Source organism: Pseudomonas sp. PL-6 (assembly GCF_054110165.1).
The window spans coordinates 3,845,060-3,861,756 of the sequence record NZ_CM134189.1 but is presented as its reverse complement, the minus strand read 5'-3'; the positions used below and the strand labels follow the sequence as shown (position 1 = coordinate 3,861,756).

At 63.3% G+C, this 16,697-nt stretch carries 15 protein-coding genes and 4 pseudogenes; 13 read left to right on the top strand and 6 right to left on the bottom strand.

Features of this window, described 5'->3' with window-relative positions:
• Positions 1-4 precede the first annotated feature (4 nt).
• Together ACW9UL_RS16570 and ACW9UL_RS16565 are read right to left on the bottom strand one after the other, a co-directional pair.
• Complete coding sequence (locus ACW9UL_RS16570) at positions 5-484, bottom strand: YchJ family protein (RefSeq protein WP_021444979.1); 480 nt, start codon at positions 482-484, stop codon at positions 5-7.
• A 4-nt stretch (positions 485-488) separates the two neighbouring features.
• The gene (locus tag ACW9UL_RS16565) at positions 489-986 is read right to left on the bottom strand and encodes a DUF6231 family protein (protein WP_122108693.1); all 498 of its coding nucleotides are present in this window, start codon (positions 984-986) and stop codon (positions 489-491) included.
• A gap of 437 nt (positions 987-1,423) precedes the next feature.
• Here ACW9UL_RS16565 and ACW9UL_RS16560 point away from each other — a divergent pair.
• From ACW9UL_RS16560 to ACW9UL_RS16545, 4 genes and pseudogenes are all read left to right on the top strand, one after another.
• Positions 1,424-1,777: pseudogene (locus ACW9UL_RS16560) on the top strand (OmpA family protein); the annotation flags it as partial.
• Between the two features lie 135 nt (positions 1,778-1,912).
• Complete coding sequence (locus ACW9UL_RS16555; protein ID WP_457787688.1) at positions 1,913-2,644, top strand: PA1041 family peptidoglycan-binding anchor lipoprotein; 732 nt, start codon at positions 1,913-1,915, stop codon at positions 2,642-2,644.
• A gap of 116 nt (positions 2,645-2,760) precedes the next feature.
• Positions 2,761-3,066 carry a DUF1145 domain-containing protein gene (locus ACW9UL_RS16550; RefSeq protein WP_457787687.1) on the top strand — a complete coding sequence of 102 codons (306 nt, stop codon included), beginning with the start codon at positions 2,761-2,763 and terminating at the stop codon, positions 3,064-3,066.
• Positions 3,059-3,820, top strand: coding sequence for a collagen-like protein (locus ACW9UL_RS16545; RefSeq protein ID WP_457787686.1), 762 nt, complete (start codon positions 3,059-3,061; stop codon positions 3,818-3,820). The genes ACW9UL_RS16550 and ACW9UL_RS16545 overlap by 8 nt, the downstream gene beginning before the upstream one ends.
• A 127-nt stretch (positions 3,821-3,947) precedes the next feature.
• Here ACW9UL_RS16545 and ACW9UL_RS16540 read toward each other — a convergent pair whose 3' ends face one another.
• On the bottom strand, positions 3,948-4,412 hold the full coding sequence (locus ACW9UL_RS16540; protein WP_457787685.1) for a CopD family protein: 465 nt from the start codon (positions 4,410-4,412) through the stop codon (positions 3,948-3,950).
• 123 nt (positions 4,413-4,535) lie between these two features.
• Between ACW9UL_RS16540 and dinG the strand changes: the two genes are divergently transcribed.
• From dinG to ACW9UL_RS16505, 7 genes and pseudogenes are all read left to right on the top strand, one after another.
• Entirely contained in the window at positions 4,536-6,680 is a 2,145-nt protein-coding gene (gene dinG / locus ACW9UL_RS16535) for an ATP-dependent DNA helicase DinG (RefSeq protein WP_457787684.1), read from the top strand.
• A 98-nt stretch (positions 6,681-6,778) separates the two neighbouring features.
• The gene (locus tag ACW9UL_RS16530; RefSeq protein WP_457787683.1) at positions 6,779-7,924 is read left to right on the top strand and encodes a serine hydrolase domain-containing protein; all 1,146 of its coding nucleotides are present in this window, start codon (positions 6,779-6,781) and stop codon (positions 7,922-7,924) included.
• 72 nt (positions 7,925-7,996) lie between these two features.
• Positions 7,997-8,650: an OmpA family protein gene (locus ACW9UL_RS16525; protein WP_122108685.1), complete on the top strand. Its 654-nt coding sequence runs from the start codon at positions 7,997-7,999 to the stop codon at positions 8,648-8,650.
• Between the two features lie 34 nt (positions 8,651-8,684).
• Positions 8,685-9,332, top strand: coding sequence for a pyridoxamine 5'-phosphate oxidase (pdxH, locus tag ACW9UL_RS16520; RefSeq protein WP_457787682.1), 648 nt, complete (start codon positions 8,685-8,687; stop codon positions 9,330-9,332).
• Between the two features lie 463 nt (positions 9,333-9,795).
• Entirely contained in the window at positions 9,796-12,036 is a 2,241-nt protein-coding gene (locus tag ACW9UL_RS16515) for a putative bifunctional diguanylate cyclase/phosphodiesterase (protein ID WP_457787681.1), read from the top strand.
• A 131-nt stretch (positions 12,037-12,167) separates the two neighbouring features.
• Positions 12,168-12,566, top strand: a pseudogene (locus ACW9UL_RS16510) (xanthine dehydrogenase family protein molybdopterin-binding subunit); the annotation flags it as partial.
• Positions 12,554-12,694, top strand: a pseudogene (locus ACW9UL_RS16505) (AraC family transcriptional regulator); the annotation flags it as partial. The pseudogenes ACW9UL_RS16510 and ACW9UL_RS16505, both read left to right, overlap by 13 nt.
• A gap of 102 nt (positions 12,695-12,796) precedes the next feature.
• Here the strand turns inward: ACW9UL_RS16505 and ACW9UL_RS16500 are convergent.
• Both ACW9UL_RS16500 and ACW9UL_RS16495 read right to left on the bottom strand, forming a co-directional pair.
• Entirely contained in the window at positions 12,797-13,087 is a 291-nt protein-coding gene (locus ACW9UL_RS16500; protein ID WP_457787680.1) for a DUF6388 family protein, read from the bottom strand.
• A gap of 69 nt (positions 13,088-13,156) precedes the next feature.
• Positions 13,157-13,897, bottom strand: a complete 741-nt coding sequence (locus ACW9UL_RS16495) for an SPOR domain-containing protein (protein ID WP_457787679.1) — start codon at positions 13,895-13,897, stop codon at positions 13,157-13,159.
• A gap of 381 nt (positions 13,898-14,278) precedes the next feature.
• On the opposite strand from ACW9UL_RS16495, the pseudogene ACW9UL_RS16490 reads away from it, so the two are divergent.
• Positions 14,279-14,572 (top strand): annotated as a pseudogene (locus ACW9UL_RS16490) (cation:proton antiporter domain-containing protein); the annotation flags it as partial.
• Positions 14,573-14,659: 87 nt separating this feature from the next.
• On the opposite strand, the gene ACW9UL_RS16485 reads toward ACW9UL_RS16490, so the two are convergent.
• Complete coding sequence (locus ACW9UL_RS16485; protein WP_457787678.1) at positions 14,660-15,550, bottom strand: LysR family transcriptional regulator; 891 nt, start codon at positions 15,548-15,550, stop codon at positions 14,660-14,662.
• Positions 15,551-15,659: 109 nt separating this feature from the next.
• Here ACW9UL_RS16485 and ACW9UL_RS16480 point away from each other — a divergent pair, with 109 nt between their 5' ends.
• Positions 15,660-16,667, top strand: a complete 1,008-nt coding sequence (locus tag ACW9UL_RS16480; RefSeq protein WP_457787677.1) for a zinc-binding alcohol dehydrogenase family protein — start codon at positions 15,660-15,662, stop codon at positions 16,665-16,667.
• Positions 16,668-16,697: the final 30 nt, after the last annotated feature.

Genomic DNA, 16,697 nt, shown 5'->3' with positions numbered 1-16,697 from the left:
GCGTTCAACCCAGGTAGCCGGCGCAGCATTTCTTGAACTTCTGTCCGCTGCGGCAGGGGCAGGGATCGTTGCGTCCGGCTTTCAGCGGCACGCTCGGGTCGAGGAAATACCAGCGCCCGCCGACCTGCACGAAGGCCGAGCGTTCGCGGTGGCTGTGCTCGCCCTGCGCGTCGTGCCAGCGGGCGACGAAGCAAACCTGCGCATGCTCGGGCTGGCCGCCGAACAGCTCGCTGCTTTCCACCTCCAGGCCGAGCCAGGTGCTCTGCGCGCTCCAGGCGGCCATGGCGGCGCGATCCAGCGCGCTCTGCTGGGCCGGCAGGGTGGTGGCGACCAGGTAGTCCACCAGGCCCAGCACGTAGGCACTGTAGCGCGAGCGCATCAGCAGCTCGGCGCTGGGCGCGGCGGTGCCGGCATGGTAGGGGCCGCAGCAGTGGCCGAGGGGGTTGCCGCTACCGCAGGGGCAAACGGGGTCGAGTGGATTCATGGCGTTACCACCAGTACTTGCCGAAGTTTTCCGGGTTGGCCCAGAACTTGGCGTTCAGCCAGTCCGGCACCTGCTTGTAGTCGAGCAGGTCGTAGGTGAACAGGTGCAGGGTCTGGCCTTCGCGCTGGAACTGCTCGCTGGCCTGCATGGCCAGGGCGAAGAAATCGGTTTCCCGCCAGTCTGCGGCCTGCAGGTCGACCAGCACGGCGACGCGGCTGGCGTTGAGGTTGCGGATGCCGCCGAGCAGTTGCAGACCGTCGCGCTTGCTCAGGTGTTCCAGGCAGTCGACCAGCAGCGCCAGGTCGAAGCGCTGGGCGGCCAGCTCGGCCGGCAGGGCGGCGGCCGGCGCCGTGGCCACCCGGCACTGCGGGTGAGCGCCGTGGAAGGCGCTCAGCGCGGGCAGTTCGCTGGCCCCGACCAACAGCAGTTTCTCCGGGGTATAGCGGGCGAGCAGGGCGGCCAGGGCCTGCTGCGGGGTACGGGAAGAGGGGCTGGCAGTCATCGAACATCCTCGAACAGGGCGGCAAAGACTAACGTGGCGCCGGCAATCGGCCTAGAGCGAGGAGAAATTATGCGCTATGCCTTCTATAGCTGGCGGATTGCATAACTCCTGTCTTTACTACTCTTGAGTCGGTTATGGGCCGATGAACATTGGAGACCTAAAGTATGAGCATCACAAGGAAAGCTGTACCCCTGATTCTGGCCAGTACCCTGTTGACCGGCTGTGCCGGCCTGCAGAAGTCCGACTGGCCCACCTGTGCGGCGGTGGGCGGCGTTGGCGGCGCGGCATTGGGGGCCATCGAAAGTTCCACCTGGGCCGGTGGCGGCGCCGTGCTCGGCGCCGGCATGGCCGCTGCCTACTGCTGGGTGCATGGCGCCGAGGAGCAGGTTGCCGTGGTCGAGGAAGTGGTGGTCGAGGAGGTCGTGGTGGCCGAACCGGCCGAGGCGGTGCGGGTCGAGCTGGACGTCAAGTTCGACTTCGACAAGGCCCAGGTCAAGGAAGAGAGCTATGGCGATATCAAAGCCCTGGCCGATTTCATGAAGCAATACCCGCAGACCAGCACCGTGGTCGAAGGACACACCGACTCGGTGGGTAGCGATGCCTACAACCAGGGGCTGTCCGAGCGCCGTGCCGGTGCGGTGCGTGACGTGCTGGTCAACCAGTACGGGGTCGAGTCCGGTCGCGTGCAGGCCGTGGGCTATGGCGAAAGCCGCCCGGTGGCCGACAACGCCACCAGCGAGGGGCGTGCGATCAACCGCCGGGTGGAAGCCGAGGTCGAAGCTCAGCCCTGAGCCGACCCCGCGTGGCAACCGAGCCCGCGCTGTCCAGGGTTGCCTGGGCAGTGCGGGCTTTCTTGTGCAGCGGGGGGCGGCCGTCTTTACTCCAGTGATACCGGCATAAGGCCGGTAACACAGGAGAACCCCGCCATGAGAGCGAACCTTCCCAGGTTTATCCCCCTTCTCTTGGTCAGCAGTGTTCTTTCCGGTTGTGCCACGACTTCCAGTACGGGAGACGCGCCGCTCAACCAGGGGAACTGGCCCCTGTGCAGTGCGATTGGTGCCTTGGCCGGTGGCGGCCTGGGTGCAATCGAGAGTTCCACCTGGGCAGCAGGCGGCGCGGTCGCCGGTGCGCTGCTCGGTACCATCGTCTGCTACGCGCAGGACGGCGACGAGGACGGCGATGGCGTATTCGACCGCCGCGACCGCTGTCCCGACACCCCCGCCGGTACCGCGGTCGGCCATAACGGCTGCCCGTTGCCGCAGTACCCGGCCAGCGTCGCCGAGGCGCCGCCGATGGAGACGCCGCAGGCCGAGGTCATCGTCCTTAGCGATCTGGGCAACGTGCTGTTCGCCTTCGATTCGGCCGAGCTGACCGGCGAGGCGCGCGGTTTGCTCGCCGACGTCGCCACGCGCCTGACCGGCGCCAACCTGGTCAGCGTCCGGGTGGTCGGGCATACCGACTCGGTGGGGAGCGATGCCTACAACCAGGGCCTGTCCGAGCGGCGTGCGCGCAGCGTGGCGGATTTCCTCATCGCCCAGGGCGTGCCGGCCGGCAAGGTCAGCACCGAAGGCCGCGGCGAGAGTCAGCCGGTGGCGGACAACGGCAGCGATGCCGGGCGGGCCGAGAACCGGCGCGTCGAGCTGCACGTGTCGCGCTAGCGGTGCGGTGTTACCAATGGGGGCCGCAAGGCCCCCGTGTTTTTCCGGCTCTGGTCATGCGGGAGGCAAGCGGTTAAGGTGCGGCACAACTAGAAAAAGAGCAGGCGAGGGCGGGGATGCAAGCACTGACGATGCTGGGTAAGGCGCTGGCCGGATTGTTCTGGCTGGCATTCGGCGCGGCCCTGGCGAAATGGCTGGGCAGCCCCTTCGAGCAACTGCTCTATCTGCTGGCGGCGTTGCTGCTGGTGATCCATGGCCTGGAACTCTGGCTGTTCGTCGCCCTGCTCAAGGGGCGCACCAACCCTTGGCAGGATCGCGTGCAGATCCTGTTGTTCGGCGTGTTCCACCTGCTTGCCCTGCAATCGGCCATGCCGGAGCAGGAGCCGGCGCTGCTCGGCGGCGAGGAGGTGGCCCATGCGTAACCTGGCCCTGCTGCTGTGCCTCGCCAGCGCTTCGGCCTGGGCCGAAAACCACCTCAGCGTCGCTTCCCACAGCCTGTTGCGCCTGCCCGCGACCGAGGCGCGGCTGCAGCTGGCACGCCTGGAAGTGGCCGAGCAGGGCACCCTGCTGATTCCGGCCGGCGTCACTGAGCTGCATATCGGCGAACTGCATCTGGGGCCCGCGGCGCGCATCGGCATCGCCCCCGGCGAGCAGCCGCTGCGTCTCGAGGTGCTCCAGGCGACGGTCGCTGCGGACGTCTGGATCAGCGCTCAGGGCGCGCCGGGTGGGGTGCTCAAGCCGGCCACGGCGGGACGCGAGCTGAGCCTGCGCCTGCAGCAGGCCAGTATCCAGTCGTTGACCCTGGACGTGCGCGGCGGTCGCGGGGCGCCGGGCTATCGCGGCCTGGACGGCGCCAACGGCCAGGCCGGCGGCTGCACCTGGGGGCGCGCCAGCCATGGCCACGACGGCCAGAACGGCGGCGACGGCAAACCCGGCGCCGCGGGCGGCCGGGTGCGCCTGGAGGTACCGGAGGCGGCATCGCTGGAGAGCATCCAGGTGCTGCTCGATGGCGGCGCCGGCGGTGTGCCCGGCGTCGGCGGCAAGGCCGGGCGCGGTGGTGCGAGCAAGGGCTGTCTGCTGTACAGCGTCGATGGCGCCGCCGACGGCCAGCCAGGCCAGCCCGGCCGGCAAGGCAGCCCGGGGCGCGAAGGCGAACTGCAGGTGGTGCGCTTCTAGCCGCGCGCCTCTGCCCGCCCGGTGCGCGATGCGCGCCGATGGGTAGGTTGGCGCTGAGCCCGGCGAAGCCCAACAGGCAGCCTGCAGGGCTTGGCCCGGCGATCCCGCGCGGGGGCGCCGGCTCGCCTCAGAAGCCCGGCCGTAGCGCCGCGATGCTCACCAGCAGCAGGCCGATCAGCAGGTTGCTGCCCACCACCTTGCGAATCCTGCCCAGGACTTCGCCGCCGGCCGGCCAGTTCTCGGCTTCCACCGCGCGGCGCAGTTCCGGCAGCTGCAGGGCCTGGATGCGCAGGAACAGCGCCAGCATCGCCAGGTACAGCCCCATCATGATGTGCACGTAGCGCGGCGCCGTATCGAAACCGCCGTAGCCCAGGTGCAGCATGCCCACGCCGCTGACCGGCAGCACCAGCACCGCCGCCCACACCCAAACGAAGAAGCGCTGGAACACGCTCAGCCACAGGCGCAGCCGCGCCGGCGCCTCCAGCACCTGAACCGCGGCCGGGCGCAGGATCATCCAGGCGAAGAACATGCCGCCGACCCAAATCAGGGCGGCCAACAGGTGCAGGGTGTAGAGCGGGGCGTAAGGCGTCATGCGGCGTCTCCGGTCGAGGCAGGGGCGGCGCGATGGAATCTGCGCCGAAGCGATTAGCGCGCTATGATAGCGGCCGATGCTCAAACACTGAAAATTTATCCAGCCTTTTTCGCCCTAGATCCCATGCTCAGCACCGAACTCAAGTCCCAGATCCAGGGCGCCTATTCCCGCTTTCTCGAGGCCAAGTCGCTCAAGCCGCGCTATGGCCAGCGCCTGATGATCGCCGAGATCGCCAAGGTGCTCGGCGCGATCAAGACCGACGACGAGGGCAAGCGCCTGGGCGAGCCCGCCGTGGTCGCGGTGGAGGCGGGCACCGGTACCGGCAAGACGGTGGCCTACAGCCTGGCCACCATTCCTACCGCCAAGGCGGCCGGCAAGCGCCTGGTGATCGCCACCGCCACGGTCGCCCTGCAGGAGCAGATCGTGCACAAGGACCTGCCGGACCTGTTGCGCAACAGCGGCTTGAATTTCAGCTTCGCCCTGGCCAAGGGCCGTGGCCGCTACCTGTGTCTGTCCAAGCTCGACCACCTGCTGCAGGACGGCGCCGCGCAGAGCGCCACCGCCCAGCTGTTCGAGGAGGAAGGCTTTCGCATCGATGTCGACGAGCAGGGCCAGAAGCTGTTCACCGCGATGATCGAGAAGCTGGCCGGCAACAAGTGGGACGGTGACCGCGACAGCTGGCCCGAGGAGCTGGAGGACAGCCGCTGGTCGCAGCTGACCACCGACCACAGCCAGTGCACCAACCGCCATTGCCCGAACTTCCAGCAGTGCGCCTTCTACAAGGCCCGCGAAGGCATGGGCAAGGTCGACGTGATCGTCACCAACCACGACATGGTGCTGGCCGACCTGGCCCTCGGCGGCGGTGCCGTGCTGCCCGACCCGCGCGAGACCATCTACGTGTTCGACGAGGGCCACCACCTGCCGGACAAGGCCATCGGCCACTTCGCCCACTTCACCCGCCTTCGTTCCACCGCCGACTGGTTGACCCAGATCGACAAGAACCTGACCAAGCTGCTCGCGCAGAACCCGCTGCCGGGCGATCTCGGCCGCTTGATCGAACAGGTGCCGGAGCTGGCCCGCGAGCTCAAGACCCAGCAGCAGTTCATGTTCGCCGCCTGCGAGCAGCTCGCCGACTTCAAGGCCGGCGAGGACATGGAAGGCCGCGAGCGCCCGCGTCACCGCTTCGTCGGCGGCGTGGTCCCCGAGCACCTGCGTGAGCTGGGCCTGGAGCTGAAGAAGGGCTTTTCCAAGCTCAACGATCTGTTCACCGGCGTCACCGAACTGCTCAAGGAGGCCATGGACGGCGAGGGTGCCAACGGCATCGCCAGCCACCAGGCCGAGGAGTGGTACCCGCTGTTCGGCAGCTTGCTGGCGCGGGCCAAGGGCAACTGGGAACTGTGGCTGGCCTTCACCGCCGAAGACCCCGAGGAAAGCCCGCCGATGGCGCGCTGGCTGACCCTGGCCGATGGCGGCGCGCTGTTCGACATCGAGGTCAACGCCAGCCCGATCCTCGCCGCCGAGACTCTGCGGCGCAACCTGTGGAACGTCGCCCATGGCGCCCTGGTGACCTCGGCCACCCTGACCGCCCTGGGCACCTTCGACCGCTACCGCATGCGCGCCGGCCTGCCCAAGGCGGCGGTCAGCGCCGTGGTGCCGAGCCCCTTCCACCATGCTGATGCCGGCGTGTTGCGGGTGCCCGACCTCAAGGCCGACCCGCGCGAGGCGGCGGCGCACACCGCGGCCATCGTTCGCGAGTTGCCCGGCCTGGTGGCGGGCAGTCGCGGCACCCTGGTGCTGTTTTCCTCGCGCAAGCAGATGCAGGAGGTGTTCGACGGCCTCGACCGCGACTGGCGCAAGCGGGTGTTCATCCAAGGCAACCTGTCCAAGCAGGAGACCCTGAACAAGCACAAGGCGCGGGTCGATTCCGGTGAGGAGAGCGTGTTGTTCGGCCTGGCCAGCTTCGCCGAGGGGGTCGACCTGCCCGGCGCCTATTGCGAGCACGTGGTGATCGCCAAGATTCCCTTCGCCGTGCCGGACGACCCGGTGGAGGCGGCGCTGGCCGAGTGGATCGAGGCGCGCGGCGGCAACCCCTTCATGGAAATCGCCGTGCCCGACGCCTCCCTGCGTCTGGTCCAGGCCTGCGGCCGCCTGCTGCGCACCGAGGCCGACCGCGGCACCATCACCCTGCTCGACCGCCGGGTGGTCACCCAGCGTTACGGCAAGGCGATTCTCAACGCGCTGCCGCCCTTTCGTCGGGAAATTCACTGAAGCCCGCGGGCTGCGGGCTGATTGCCGATTGCCAGCGGTTCCCAAGGCGCCCGCGGGCTGGAACAATGCGCGGCAATTCAGTGAGCTAGGAGTCAGGCGTGCAGGTTCAGGGTTATTTCGACTTGCGCTTCGAAGCGGTGAAGGAGGCCTTCGCCGCGCTGTTCGACGACCCGCAGGAGCGCGGCGCCGCGCTCTGCGTGCAGATCGGCGGCGAGACCGTGGTGGACCTGTGGGCCGGGGTGATGGACAAGGACGGCCAGCAGGCCTGGCACAGCGACACCATCGCCAACCTGTTCTCCTGCACCAAACCCTTCGCCGCCGTGGTCGCCCTGCAACTGGTCGGCGAGGGCAAGCTGGAGCTGGACGCGCCGGTGGCGCGTTACTGGCCCGAGTTCGCCGCCGCCGGCAAACAGCGCATCACCCTGCGCCACCTGCTCTGCCATCAGGCCGGCCTGCCGGCGCTGCATCAGATGCTGCCGGCCGAAGCGCTGTACGACTGGCCGACCATGAGCGCCGCGCTGGCCGCCGAAGAACCCTGGTGGCCGCTGGGCGAGGGCCATGGCTACGCACCCATTACCTATGGCTGGCTGATCGGCGAGCTGATCCGCCGCGTCGAAGGGTGCGGGCCCGGCGACAGCATCGCCGCGCGCATCGCCTGCCCGCTGGGGCTGGATTTTCATGTCGGCCTGGCTGACAGCGAATTCGATCGCGTCGCCCATATCGCCCGCGGCAAGGGCAACCTCGGCGATGCCGCGGCGCAGCGCCTGCTCAAGGTGATGATGAGCGAACCGACGGCGCTGAGCACGCGCGCCTTCACCAACCCGCCGTCGATCATGACCAGCACCAACAAGCCCGAGTGGCGGCGTATGCAGCAGCCGGCGGCCAATGGCCACGGCAACGCGCGCAGCCTGGCCGGCTTCTACGCCGGCTTGCTCGACGGCAGCCTGCTCGATGGCGAGCTGCTCGGCGAAATGACCCGTGAGCACTGTGTCGGCGAGGACCGCACGCTGCTCACCAGTACCCGCTTCGGCCTCGGCTGCATGCTCGACCAGCCCCAACTGGGCAACGCCACCTACGGCATGGGGCCCTACGCCTTCGGCCATCCCGGCGCGGGCGGCTCCAGCGGTTTCGCCGACCCGGAGCGCGACGTGGCATTCGGCTTCGTCACCAACAATCTGGGACCGTTCGTCTTGATGGACCCGCGTGCGCAGAAACTTGCGCGCGAGTTGGCGCAATGCCTGTAACGGCCGGTCTACACTGCCCGGCAACATAAGTTGTGAATAAATCCGCTTTGACTGTTAGAACCTGGGGGCTTCATGCGCGCCAATAAGATCTTCGCTTTCACCTGCTGCCTGCTGATCGCCGGTTGCGCCGGCTCGGAAAAGAAGGAAGTCGCCAAAGCGGCGGTCATGCCGCCGCCGCAGGTGACCCGCGCCTGGCTCGACGAGTACGAGCCGCGCTTGCGCGAGGCGGTCAAGGGCAGCCACTTCGAGTTCGAACGGCGCGAGAACCTGCTGGTGGTCACCGCCCCGGTGCAGGGCTCGTTCAACCCGGACCGCCCGCACATGCTGCTGCCGGTCAGCCTCGGCCCGATCACCCGCGTGGCCAAGCTGCTGGAAGCCGACGAAGACGTCGCGGTGGTGGTGCTCGGGCATGCCGACAGCAGCGGCGATGCCAGCCGCAACCGCGAGCTGAGCGACCAGCGTGCGCGCGCCGTGACCTCGATCTTCCGCCTGAGCGGCCTCAAGCAGAACCGCCTGCAGGTGCTGGGCCTCGGTTCCGATGCGCCGCGTGCGGCCAACGATAGCGCCGCCGGCCGTGCCCTCAACCGCCGCGTGGAAATCCTCTTGACCTCGCGCGACACCATGCATGGGCTGATCGCCAAGTACAGCCGGCCGGCCAAGGCAGACCCCGCCGCCGGACCCAAGGTGGCTGCCGTAGATCAAGGAAAAAGCAGCAAGTCGGAGTAAGCTTGGCGGCATTTCCCCATCGTGAGGAACTGCCATGACCCAGACGCTGGCCGATATGCGCCGCGACTACACCCGCGACGGCCTGAGCGAAGCCCAGGCCCCGCTGGAACCCTTCGCCCTGTTCCACCAATGGTTCGCCGAGGCGGTGAAGACCGAGCAACTGCCGGTCGAACCCAATGCCATGACTCTGGCCACGGTGGACGAGGAGGGCCGCCCGCACTGCCGGGTGCTGCTGCTCAAGGGCCTGGACGAGCGCGGCTTCACCTTCTTCAGCAACTACGACAGCGCCAAGGGGCACCAGCTGGCGGCGCGTCCGTTCGCCGCGATGACCTTCTTCTGGCCCAGCCTGGAGCGCCAGGTGCGCATTGAAGGGCGGGTGGAACGGGTCACCCCCGGCGAGTCCGACGCCTACTACCAGGTCCGTCCGCTGGGCAGCCGCATTAGCGCCTGGGCCTCGCCGCAGAGCCGGGTGATCGCCGGGCGCGACGAGCTCGAAGGGCTGCTGGCCGAGACCGAGCGGCGCTTTCATGACCAGGCGCCGCACTGCCCGCCGTACTGGGGCGGCTACCGCCTGCTGCCCGAGCGCATCGAATTCTGGCAGGGCCGCCCGAGCCGCCTGCACGACCGCCTCAACTACCGCCTGCAGGGCGAGGGTTGGCTGCGCGAGCGCCTGGCGCCCTGATAGGCAGGCCGGTATGGCGAGCGCGCCGGGCAATGGCTTGCTGGTTTCTAAAGCGCCTTCTGAACAGCAACCCGCTCGCCTTGGGGCGGGATGCTTTGAGGTTGTTTTGAGGATGGCCGCTTTCGGCCAATAGCAGCCCTTGGCAAGTACCTCTACTTTGTCTCTGGGAACCTCTACCGGTGCTGGCTTACACCCAGTGCCGGTAGGGGGATCTCCGTATCGCGAACGCGATGCCGCACAGGTGGTGGACGTAGTTGGCCGAGAAATTGCCGCGATTCGAGAAAAGCGAAGTCAGCCAAACGCCGGCAATCTGATGTCGTTTTTTATCCTGGATCTGAGCCTTTTGTTGCGTGGTCGGTGCTCTATAGAGTGCGAGTCCGACCACTAGTGGACAGTGATCGGCCGCCTCACTATTTCAGGCTCTCTGAAGACCGGACGACCTCGAGAGTCTTCAGGAACCACCGTGAATACTCGTCCTAACTCTCACAGCAAGACATTCCCCGAATCGCAAACTGAGATTCTCGGAATGATCGCGACCGACCATCATCTGGGCGACATACTCATTGCCATTTGCCAGATGCTCGACGCTGAGGCCCCCGAAACCTTCTGCTCTATCCTGCTCACAGATGCCGAGGGCAGACACTTGCTGAGCGGCGCGGCGCCCAGCCTGCCGGCCGAGTACAGCGAGGCGATTCATGGAATGGCCATTGGTCCACAGGAAGGAACCTGCGGCACCGCAGCGTTCCGACGCGAGCTTGTGGTCACCGAAGACATCGCCCGCGACCCAAGCTGGGAGCGTTTCCGTAGCCTGGCGCTGGGGCATAACCTGCGTTCCTGCTGGTCGGTGCCTTTGCTCTCCCCTCAAGGAAAGGTGTTGGGCACTTTTGCCCTGTATCAGAACCGCGTCCATGCGCCGGATGAGGCGCAGATTCAACGACTGGCTTCTGCAGCCCAACTGGCAGTCATTGCGATCCGCCATGAACGTGACAGGCAACGTCTGGAGGAAAGCGAACAACGTTTTCGTTCATTGTTCACCTACAACCCCAATCCGGTGTTCGCCCTCGATCTGGCCGGCAACATCCAGAGTGTGAATGCAGCAGGCCTGAAGCTGAAACCGCACACTGCAACCGATTTCATTGGTTATCACTTTTCCCATCTGGTACTCGAAGAAGACTTGCAACGGGTCAGCCAGCATTTTTCCGCAGCCCGCGCCGGAGCGCCTCAGCGCTTCGAGGCACGGGTTCTCGACGAGAGTGAAAAATTGCTAACGATGGACATATCTAACCTGCCGATCATGGTCAGCGGAGGTATCGTCGGGGTATTAGGCATTGCCCGGGACATCAGCGAGCAGAAGCATTACGAGCGTCAATTGAGCTTCAACGCCAGCCATGACCGGCTGACCGGCTTGCTTAACCGTGTTTCGCTTGAAGACCGACTTATTCAGGATTGTCACATCAGTCGTCGGCGTAAGCGTCGCCTGGCGGTGATGTGCATTGATCTGGATGGATTCAAATCGATTAACAATTCGATCGGGCACTACTTCGGCGATCTGGTGCTGATTGAGGTCGCGCAGCGTATGACCCAGCAGGTTCGTCCCGGCGATACCATCGTGCGCATGGGCGGTGACGAACTTATCGTGCTGCTGCCGGACCTGCTTCGTGACGAGGACGTTGTAGCGGTGGCCGAGCGCTTGATGGCCAGCATTTCCAGACCCTACTGCATCCAGGGCATGGATCTGCACGTGAGTGCAAGTGTCGGTATCACCCTGAGCGATGGTCACATCGAGCAGCCGATGCAGCTGATCCAGCAGGCTGACATGGCCATGTACAAAGCCAAACAGCAAGGACGCAACAACTTTCAATGGTACGCCAGCGATCTTAATCAGCACGTTTGCGAGCATGTGAGCCTGCGCAATGATCTGCAAAAGGCTATCGAAACTCGGTCGTTCAAGCTGCACTATCAACCGCAGATAGACGCGTGCACCGGTCGGGTGGTCGGGATCGAAGCGTTGCTGCGCTGGGAGCATCCGGAGAAAGGATTTATCTCACCCGCGGTGTTTGTGCCGGTGGCAGAGGACAGTGGTCAGATCATCTCGCTGAGCCTTTGGGTACTCGATACGGCCTGCGCACAGCTACGCCAGCTGGGTGAGCAGGGCATCACGGGCGTTTCGATGGCAGTGAATATTTCGCCGATGCATTTCCAGCGTGGCCAGTTCGTCGAGTGTATCCAAGCAGTGCTGAGCAAACATGGACTTAGCGCCTGGCAGCTTGAGCTGGAGATCACTGAGTCGATTCTGCTGCATAACGCTGAACAGGCAATCGACACGTTGCACCGGCTCAAGGCGTTGGGGGTGTGCATAGCGCTCGATGATTTCGGCACCGGGTTTTCCAGCCTCAGCTACCTTAAGCGCTTGCCCATCGACAAGATTAAGATTGACCGCTCGTTCATCCAGGAAATCGCCACCAACCATCACGATGCAGCAATCACCCAGGGGATCATTTCCATGGCCCATCACCTCAGTCTGACGGTGGTCGCCGAAGGCGTGGAGACGGCTGCTCAGGTGGAGTTCCTGAAGGGCAGTCGCTGCGATATTTTTCAGGGATATTACTTTGCCAAACCGATGCCTTTTGCAGAAATCGAAGCTTTCCTGAGCCATTCCGGCGTTCCATCCCGGATCGGCAATTCTGTCGGGGCCCAGTCCTGAAAATCAGACGCTAAGGCAATTTTCAGATCTCAGCGCGGAACCCCGTCTCCTTCGGCAAGGCGCTCCCTGTGCCTTTCTCACCCACTCGGCTCTAACGCTATCTTGTTGCAAAACAACACGAGCCGGGAAAAATGACTAGCTTCCAGCCCGCTACCGAAAGCCCGGCCGGCCACATCGGCGCCCGCCAGGCCCGTGTCGAGGACGCCGCATTGTTGCGCGGCCTCGGCTGCTATGCCGATGACGCGAAGATCCCTCCTGGAACGCTACACGCGGCGATCATCCGATCACCCCGCGCTCATGCACGGATCACCTCGGTGGACGTTTCCACAGCGCTGCTGATGAAAGGCGCGCACGGCATGCCGGTCGGTGAAGAGGTCAAACGCTGGGCGCTGCCGATTCCGGTGGGTGTACGTCAGCCGATGGAGCACTGGTGCGTCGCCGTCGATAAGGTGCGCTACGTTGGAGAGCCGGTGGCCGTGGTGATCGCTGAGAGCCGCTATCTGGCCGCCTGGCTTGAGAGCGCAGTGGAGCCTTGGAGCTGTTGTCGGAGAGTCTCGGCTTCTCCGAGCAAGGTCATTTCACACGATTTGCGCGTCCGCACATCGGAGCTTCACCCAGGCAGTATTGTCGTGTAATGGATTGTTACGCGGCGATTTGAACCGAGAAGAGGGCGGAGGTATTGGGGCAGTCATCCTGTCGATGACGTTGGGTTTATATTGACGTTAGCGGCTCGCATAGGCTACGAAAGTTTTAGCGTATATTAATCGCCCAGAAAGTCGTAAATTTCCTTCATGCGTTCTTCGCGCATCAATTCAAGCTCTTCCTTAGTGTCGGCAGCCCACTGCAGAATAAAATCCCAGTAATCGCAGCCGCGAGCGTCTGCTTCTGCTTCAAATGCTGCCTGCAGAAGTTTCAGGCGATATTCTTCCAGCGATAATCCGAAGTTTTCAGCGAGACGGTAGTTCAGCTTGTTGAGTTCAAGTTGAAGCCATAAGTTGGCAGCCAGGAAATTCTGCAGAGCGCGTTCCGCTCTAAGCTTCGTCGCTAACATGAATGCATTCCTCTGCCATAAAAAATTACTCGTTTGTTCGGGCTCGGCCTGGGGCTCAATTGGGCAATGTCAATCGCCCTCCATCATCCATCCTCTAATGCCATGACGTTCACTCAACTCTTTTACGACTCGAGCGGCGTCTTGCTTCTGTTTATACGGGCCGACGACGACAAAGTTGTTTTCTTTTCGTGCTACCCGCAATTCCAGTTGCTTAATGGCTTTTGTGACGCGATGACGGCTGGGGGCGTTCAGCGCTATTTCGATCACCCACAGGCCCGATGCAGGCGTGGCTGAAGAGTCGTTTGCAACGTGGGGAATTAAACCTCCGCATGTCAAACACGGGCGGTCCAGCGTGACCAGTGAGCCCGGCGCCGCGCGAAAGACGTGCCATTGCGGGTCAGTGCTTTTTTGGCGGGTGTATGCCGCCAGGAGCAGGCCGGTAAACGTGACCAGACCGCTGAAAATAATCATCCATTTGTGTGCATGTGTGGGCAGCGAAGACAGCGCGGGTACTGGGTCTTCGCCTGGTTCGATCAAAAACTTTACGGCTTCAGCCGCCGTTGAGTCGGGTATGGGGGACTCGTTTTCCACAAGCAGCGCGAGCCCGTCGGAAGCTTTTCTATCGGGCGCTGTCGCAACTTTATTAGCGGTGTCATCGAGCGATTGTTCGAGCTCTGTCACTTTTCGCTGGGCGTATGAATTGTCGACGTTATTTTGACAGGTTGGTTCTGTGGAGGTGTAGGTCCAAAGTAGCGCTGATAGCTGCCCAAGAACGCCAGTTACCAGGAAGCCCAAGCCAAGCTTTCGCACGGTACCATCTCCAAGTCAAGTGAAAAACTACTTGCCTCATATATTTATGATAAATAGGGTTCTATTGTTGATCCTGGGATGGTCTAAGTTCTTGAGCGCGTCAATGCGCCCAAGAGCCAAAGTTAGTTGGCTGATTTTTTGTTATTCGAAAGAGCATTGGGTATAAATTTTATAGACTGTTGTCTGGCGAAAAAGGCTCAGTTGATCGAAAGAAAACCGTATCAGGTGTATTTGAGGGTTATCCAGTAAAGCGCTTGTACTTAAGGCGAAGTCGGTGGGGCCGCGTGGCGCTACGATTGCCAGGATTCAAGCCATGCCCACGCCATCGGTGCAAATGAAAGGATGACTAGCGGCCCTTTGCGGTGCGGAGAGGGAGAAGCTGCGGCCGGTTTTGTACTCACATCCACGGCCTTGGTTATGCGAGTCCTCTCGGAACGCGGTGACATAACAGAGCCGAGGGGGCAGCGCATCGTGTCCATTTTGCTGTTTGAAGACCTGTTGATAGTGCCGTTACTGGCGGTGGCGGCATTTCTGGCGCCCACTGAATTGGTGCATGAACCCACTTCACCCCTTTGGCTGCGCATAGGTATCGCCGCCCTGTCCTTGGGCGCACTGGCGGCCATCGGATTGTGGCTGCTCAATCCGCTGTTTCGGGTATTGGCCCAAGTCCGGGCGAGCGTTGGTACTGGGAAACATCGAGCGTATCGAACCGCCGAACCATGAAGCGCGGGATGCTCAGTGAGCATCAAGCACCGTATCGGTTCAACTGTGCTGCAGAGCAGAGAACTGGCTACGCAGCCACGTGTGAAGCTGAGAAACCGCAGGGCTGATCTGCTTGCGATGCGGGCACACCAGACTCAACGGTGACGCTTCGCCCGGATAGTCCGGTAGCAGCACAAGCAGACGCTCTGCGGCGATATCTGCACTGACATCCAGCCAGGATTTGTAGGCAATACCTTCACCCTCCAATGACCAGCGCCGCACGACATCGGCGTCATCGCTGAACAGTGGCCCCGAAACCTGCACGGTTTGCCCGCCCAGGTTCCACTTGTCGTAGACCCGGCCATTTTGCAGGTAGAGCAGGCAGGCATGCTTGCTCAAGTCATCCGGCGTTTGGGGAGAACCGCAGCGCTGCACATACTCCGGCGAGGCAACCAGCACCCGCTGGTTCCAGGGTGCAAGCGGCAGTGCCACGTAGTTGGCGTCTTCATTCGGGCCGTATCGAATCGCCACGTCCACCGGGTCGCGAAACAGATTGGCCATCTGGTCCGACAGGAAAAAACGCAAGGTCAATTCAGGATGCTGACGGCGGAACAGCGTCAGCCACGGCAGCAGTATGTTGCGCCCCAGATCGGACGGCGCTGTCACTTGCAGCACGCCCCGCAGTGTGGCGTTCTCACCACGCAGGTTTTCCTTGCCTTGCTTCAGCGTCTCTAGCACTGAGTGGGCGGTAGGCAGATATTGCTCGCCCTCGGCAGTCAATCGCAGGCTGCGAGTAGTACGGGCGAACAGGCGCACGTCCAGTTCGCGCTCCAGACGTTTGATGGCGGCGGCGACCTGACCCGGCAGCAGATCAGCCTCCAGCGCCGCTGCGGTGAAACTGCCCAGCGCGGCGCTGCGGACGAATAAACCAAGATCATCGATGCGGATCATTTTCACTCCTGAAGTGAAAGTGTTGGCGCATTCTGCTTGTTTTTCTTTGCACATGGGAAGTCGAAGATGGCCGCAAGTGAATGCATCAACCCTTCGACAGCGAGTCTCCATGAAAGCCATCAGCTTTACCCAACACGCGTTGCCCATCGACGATCCACAAGCATTGATCGACATCAGTCTCCCGCTGCCCACGCCTGGCCCTCGGGATCTGCTGGTCGAAGTTCGCGCGGTATCAGTGAATCCGGTCGATACCAAGGTGCGCGCTGGAACTTTCACAAAAGAACCGAAAATCCTCGGTTGGGACGCCACGGGCATTGTCCGCGAGGTCGGCTCTGCAGTGACGCTGTTTCAGCCGGGCGATGAAGTGTTCTATGCCGGCTCGATTGCCCGCACCGGCAGCTACAGCGAATTCCATTTGGTCGATGAGCGGATCGTCGGGCACAAGCCTCGTTCATTGAGTGCCGCCGATGCGGCAGCGTTGCCGTTGACCTCGATCACGGCCTGGGAGTTGCTGTTTGATCGGCTGGGTGTCGTCGAGGGTTCGGGGGAAGGCAAGTGCCTGCTGATCACTGGAGCGGCTGGCGGCGTCGGTTCGATACTGGTGCAACTGGCCCGACAGTTGACCCGTCTTACCGTCATCGGTACCGCCTCACGCCAGGAAACCGCTGATTGGGTGCGGCAGTTGGGCGCGCATCACGTGATCGATCACAGCCAGCCACTGCTCGCACAGTTGCAAGCGCTCGGCGTGCCGGAGATCGACTATGTCGCCAGCCTGACCCACACCGAACAGCACTTCGCACAACTGATCGACGTGCTCAAGCCACAGGGGCGTCTGGGTGTGATTGACGATCCCGAAAGCCTCGATGTGATGCCGCTCAAGCGCAAGTCGCTGTCATTGCATTGGGAACTGATGTTCACCCGCTCGCTGTACGAAACCCCGGACATGATTAATCAGCATCACCTGCTCAATCGGATCAGCGCCCTGATTGACCAAGGTGTTCTGCAAACTACCGTGGGCGAGCACTTTGGTGCGATCAATGCGGCAAACATGCGGCGTGCCCATGCGCTGATCGAAAGCGGCAAGGCCCGGGGCAAGATCGTTCTCGAAGGTTTCTGAATTCACTCATCAGACGGGCTCGCCTGCGGG

Excerpts from the sequence above, each read along its gene's own strand:
- ACW9UL_RS16570 (WP_021444979.1), bottom strand. The coding sequence starts at position 484 with ATGAATCCACTCGACCCCGTTTGCCCCTGCGGTAGCGGCAACCCCCTC.
- ACW9UL_RS16565 (WP_122108693.1), bottom strand. The coding sequence starts at position 986 with ATGACTGCCAGCCCCTCTTCCCGTACCCCGCAGCAGGCCCTGGCCGCC.
- ACW9UL_RS16555 (WP_457787688.1), top strand. The coding sequence starts at position 1,913 with ATGAGAGCGAACCTTCCCAGGTTTATCCCCCTTCTCTTGGTCAGCAGT.
- ACW9UL_RS16550 (WP_457787687.1), top strand. The coding sequence starts at position 2,761 with ATGCAAGCACTGACGATGCTGGGTAAGGCGCTGGCCGGATTGTTCTGG.
- ACW9UL_RS16545 (WP_457787686.1), top strand. The coding sequence starts at position 3,059 with ATGCGTAACCTGGCCCTGCTGCTGTGCCTCGCCAGCGCTTCGGCCTGG.
- ACW9UL_RS16540 (WP_457787685.1), bottom strand. The coding sequence starts at position 4,412 with ATGACGCCTTACGCCCCGCTCTACACCCTGCACCTGTTGGCCGCCCTG.
- dinG (WP_457787684.1), top strand. The coding sequence starts at position 4,536 with ATGCTCAGCACCGAACTCAAGTCCCAGATCCAGGGCGCCTATTCCCGC.
- ACW9UL_RS16525 (WP_122108685.1), top strand. The coding sequence starts at position 7,997 with ATGCGCGCCAATAAGATCTTCGCTTTCACCTGCTGCCTGCTGATCGCC.
- pdxH (WP_457787682.1), top strand. The coding sequence starts at position 8,685 with ATGACCCAGACGCTGGCCGATATGCGCCGCGACTACACCCGCGACGGC.
- ACW9UL_RS16500 (WP_457787680.1), bottom strand. The coding sequence starts at position 13,087 with ATGTTAGCGACGAAGCTTAGAGCGGAACGCGCTCTGCAGAATTTCCTG.
- ACW9UL_RS16485 (WP_457787678.1), bottom strand. The coding sequence starts at position 15,550 with ATGATCCGCATCGATGATCTTGGTTTATTCGTCCGCAGCGCCGCGCTG.
- ACW9UL_RS16480 (WP_457787677.1), top strand. The coding sequence starts at position 15,660 with ATGAAAGCCATCAGCTTTACCCAACACGCGTTGCCCATCGACGATCCA.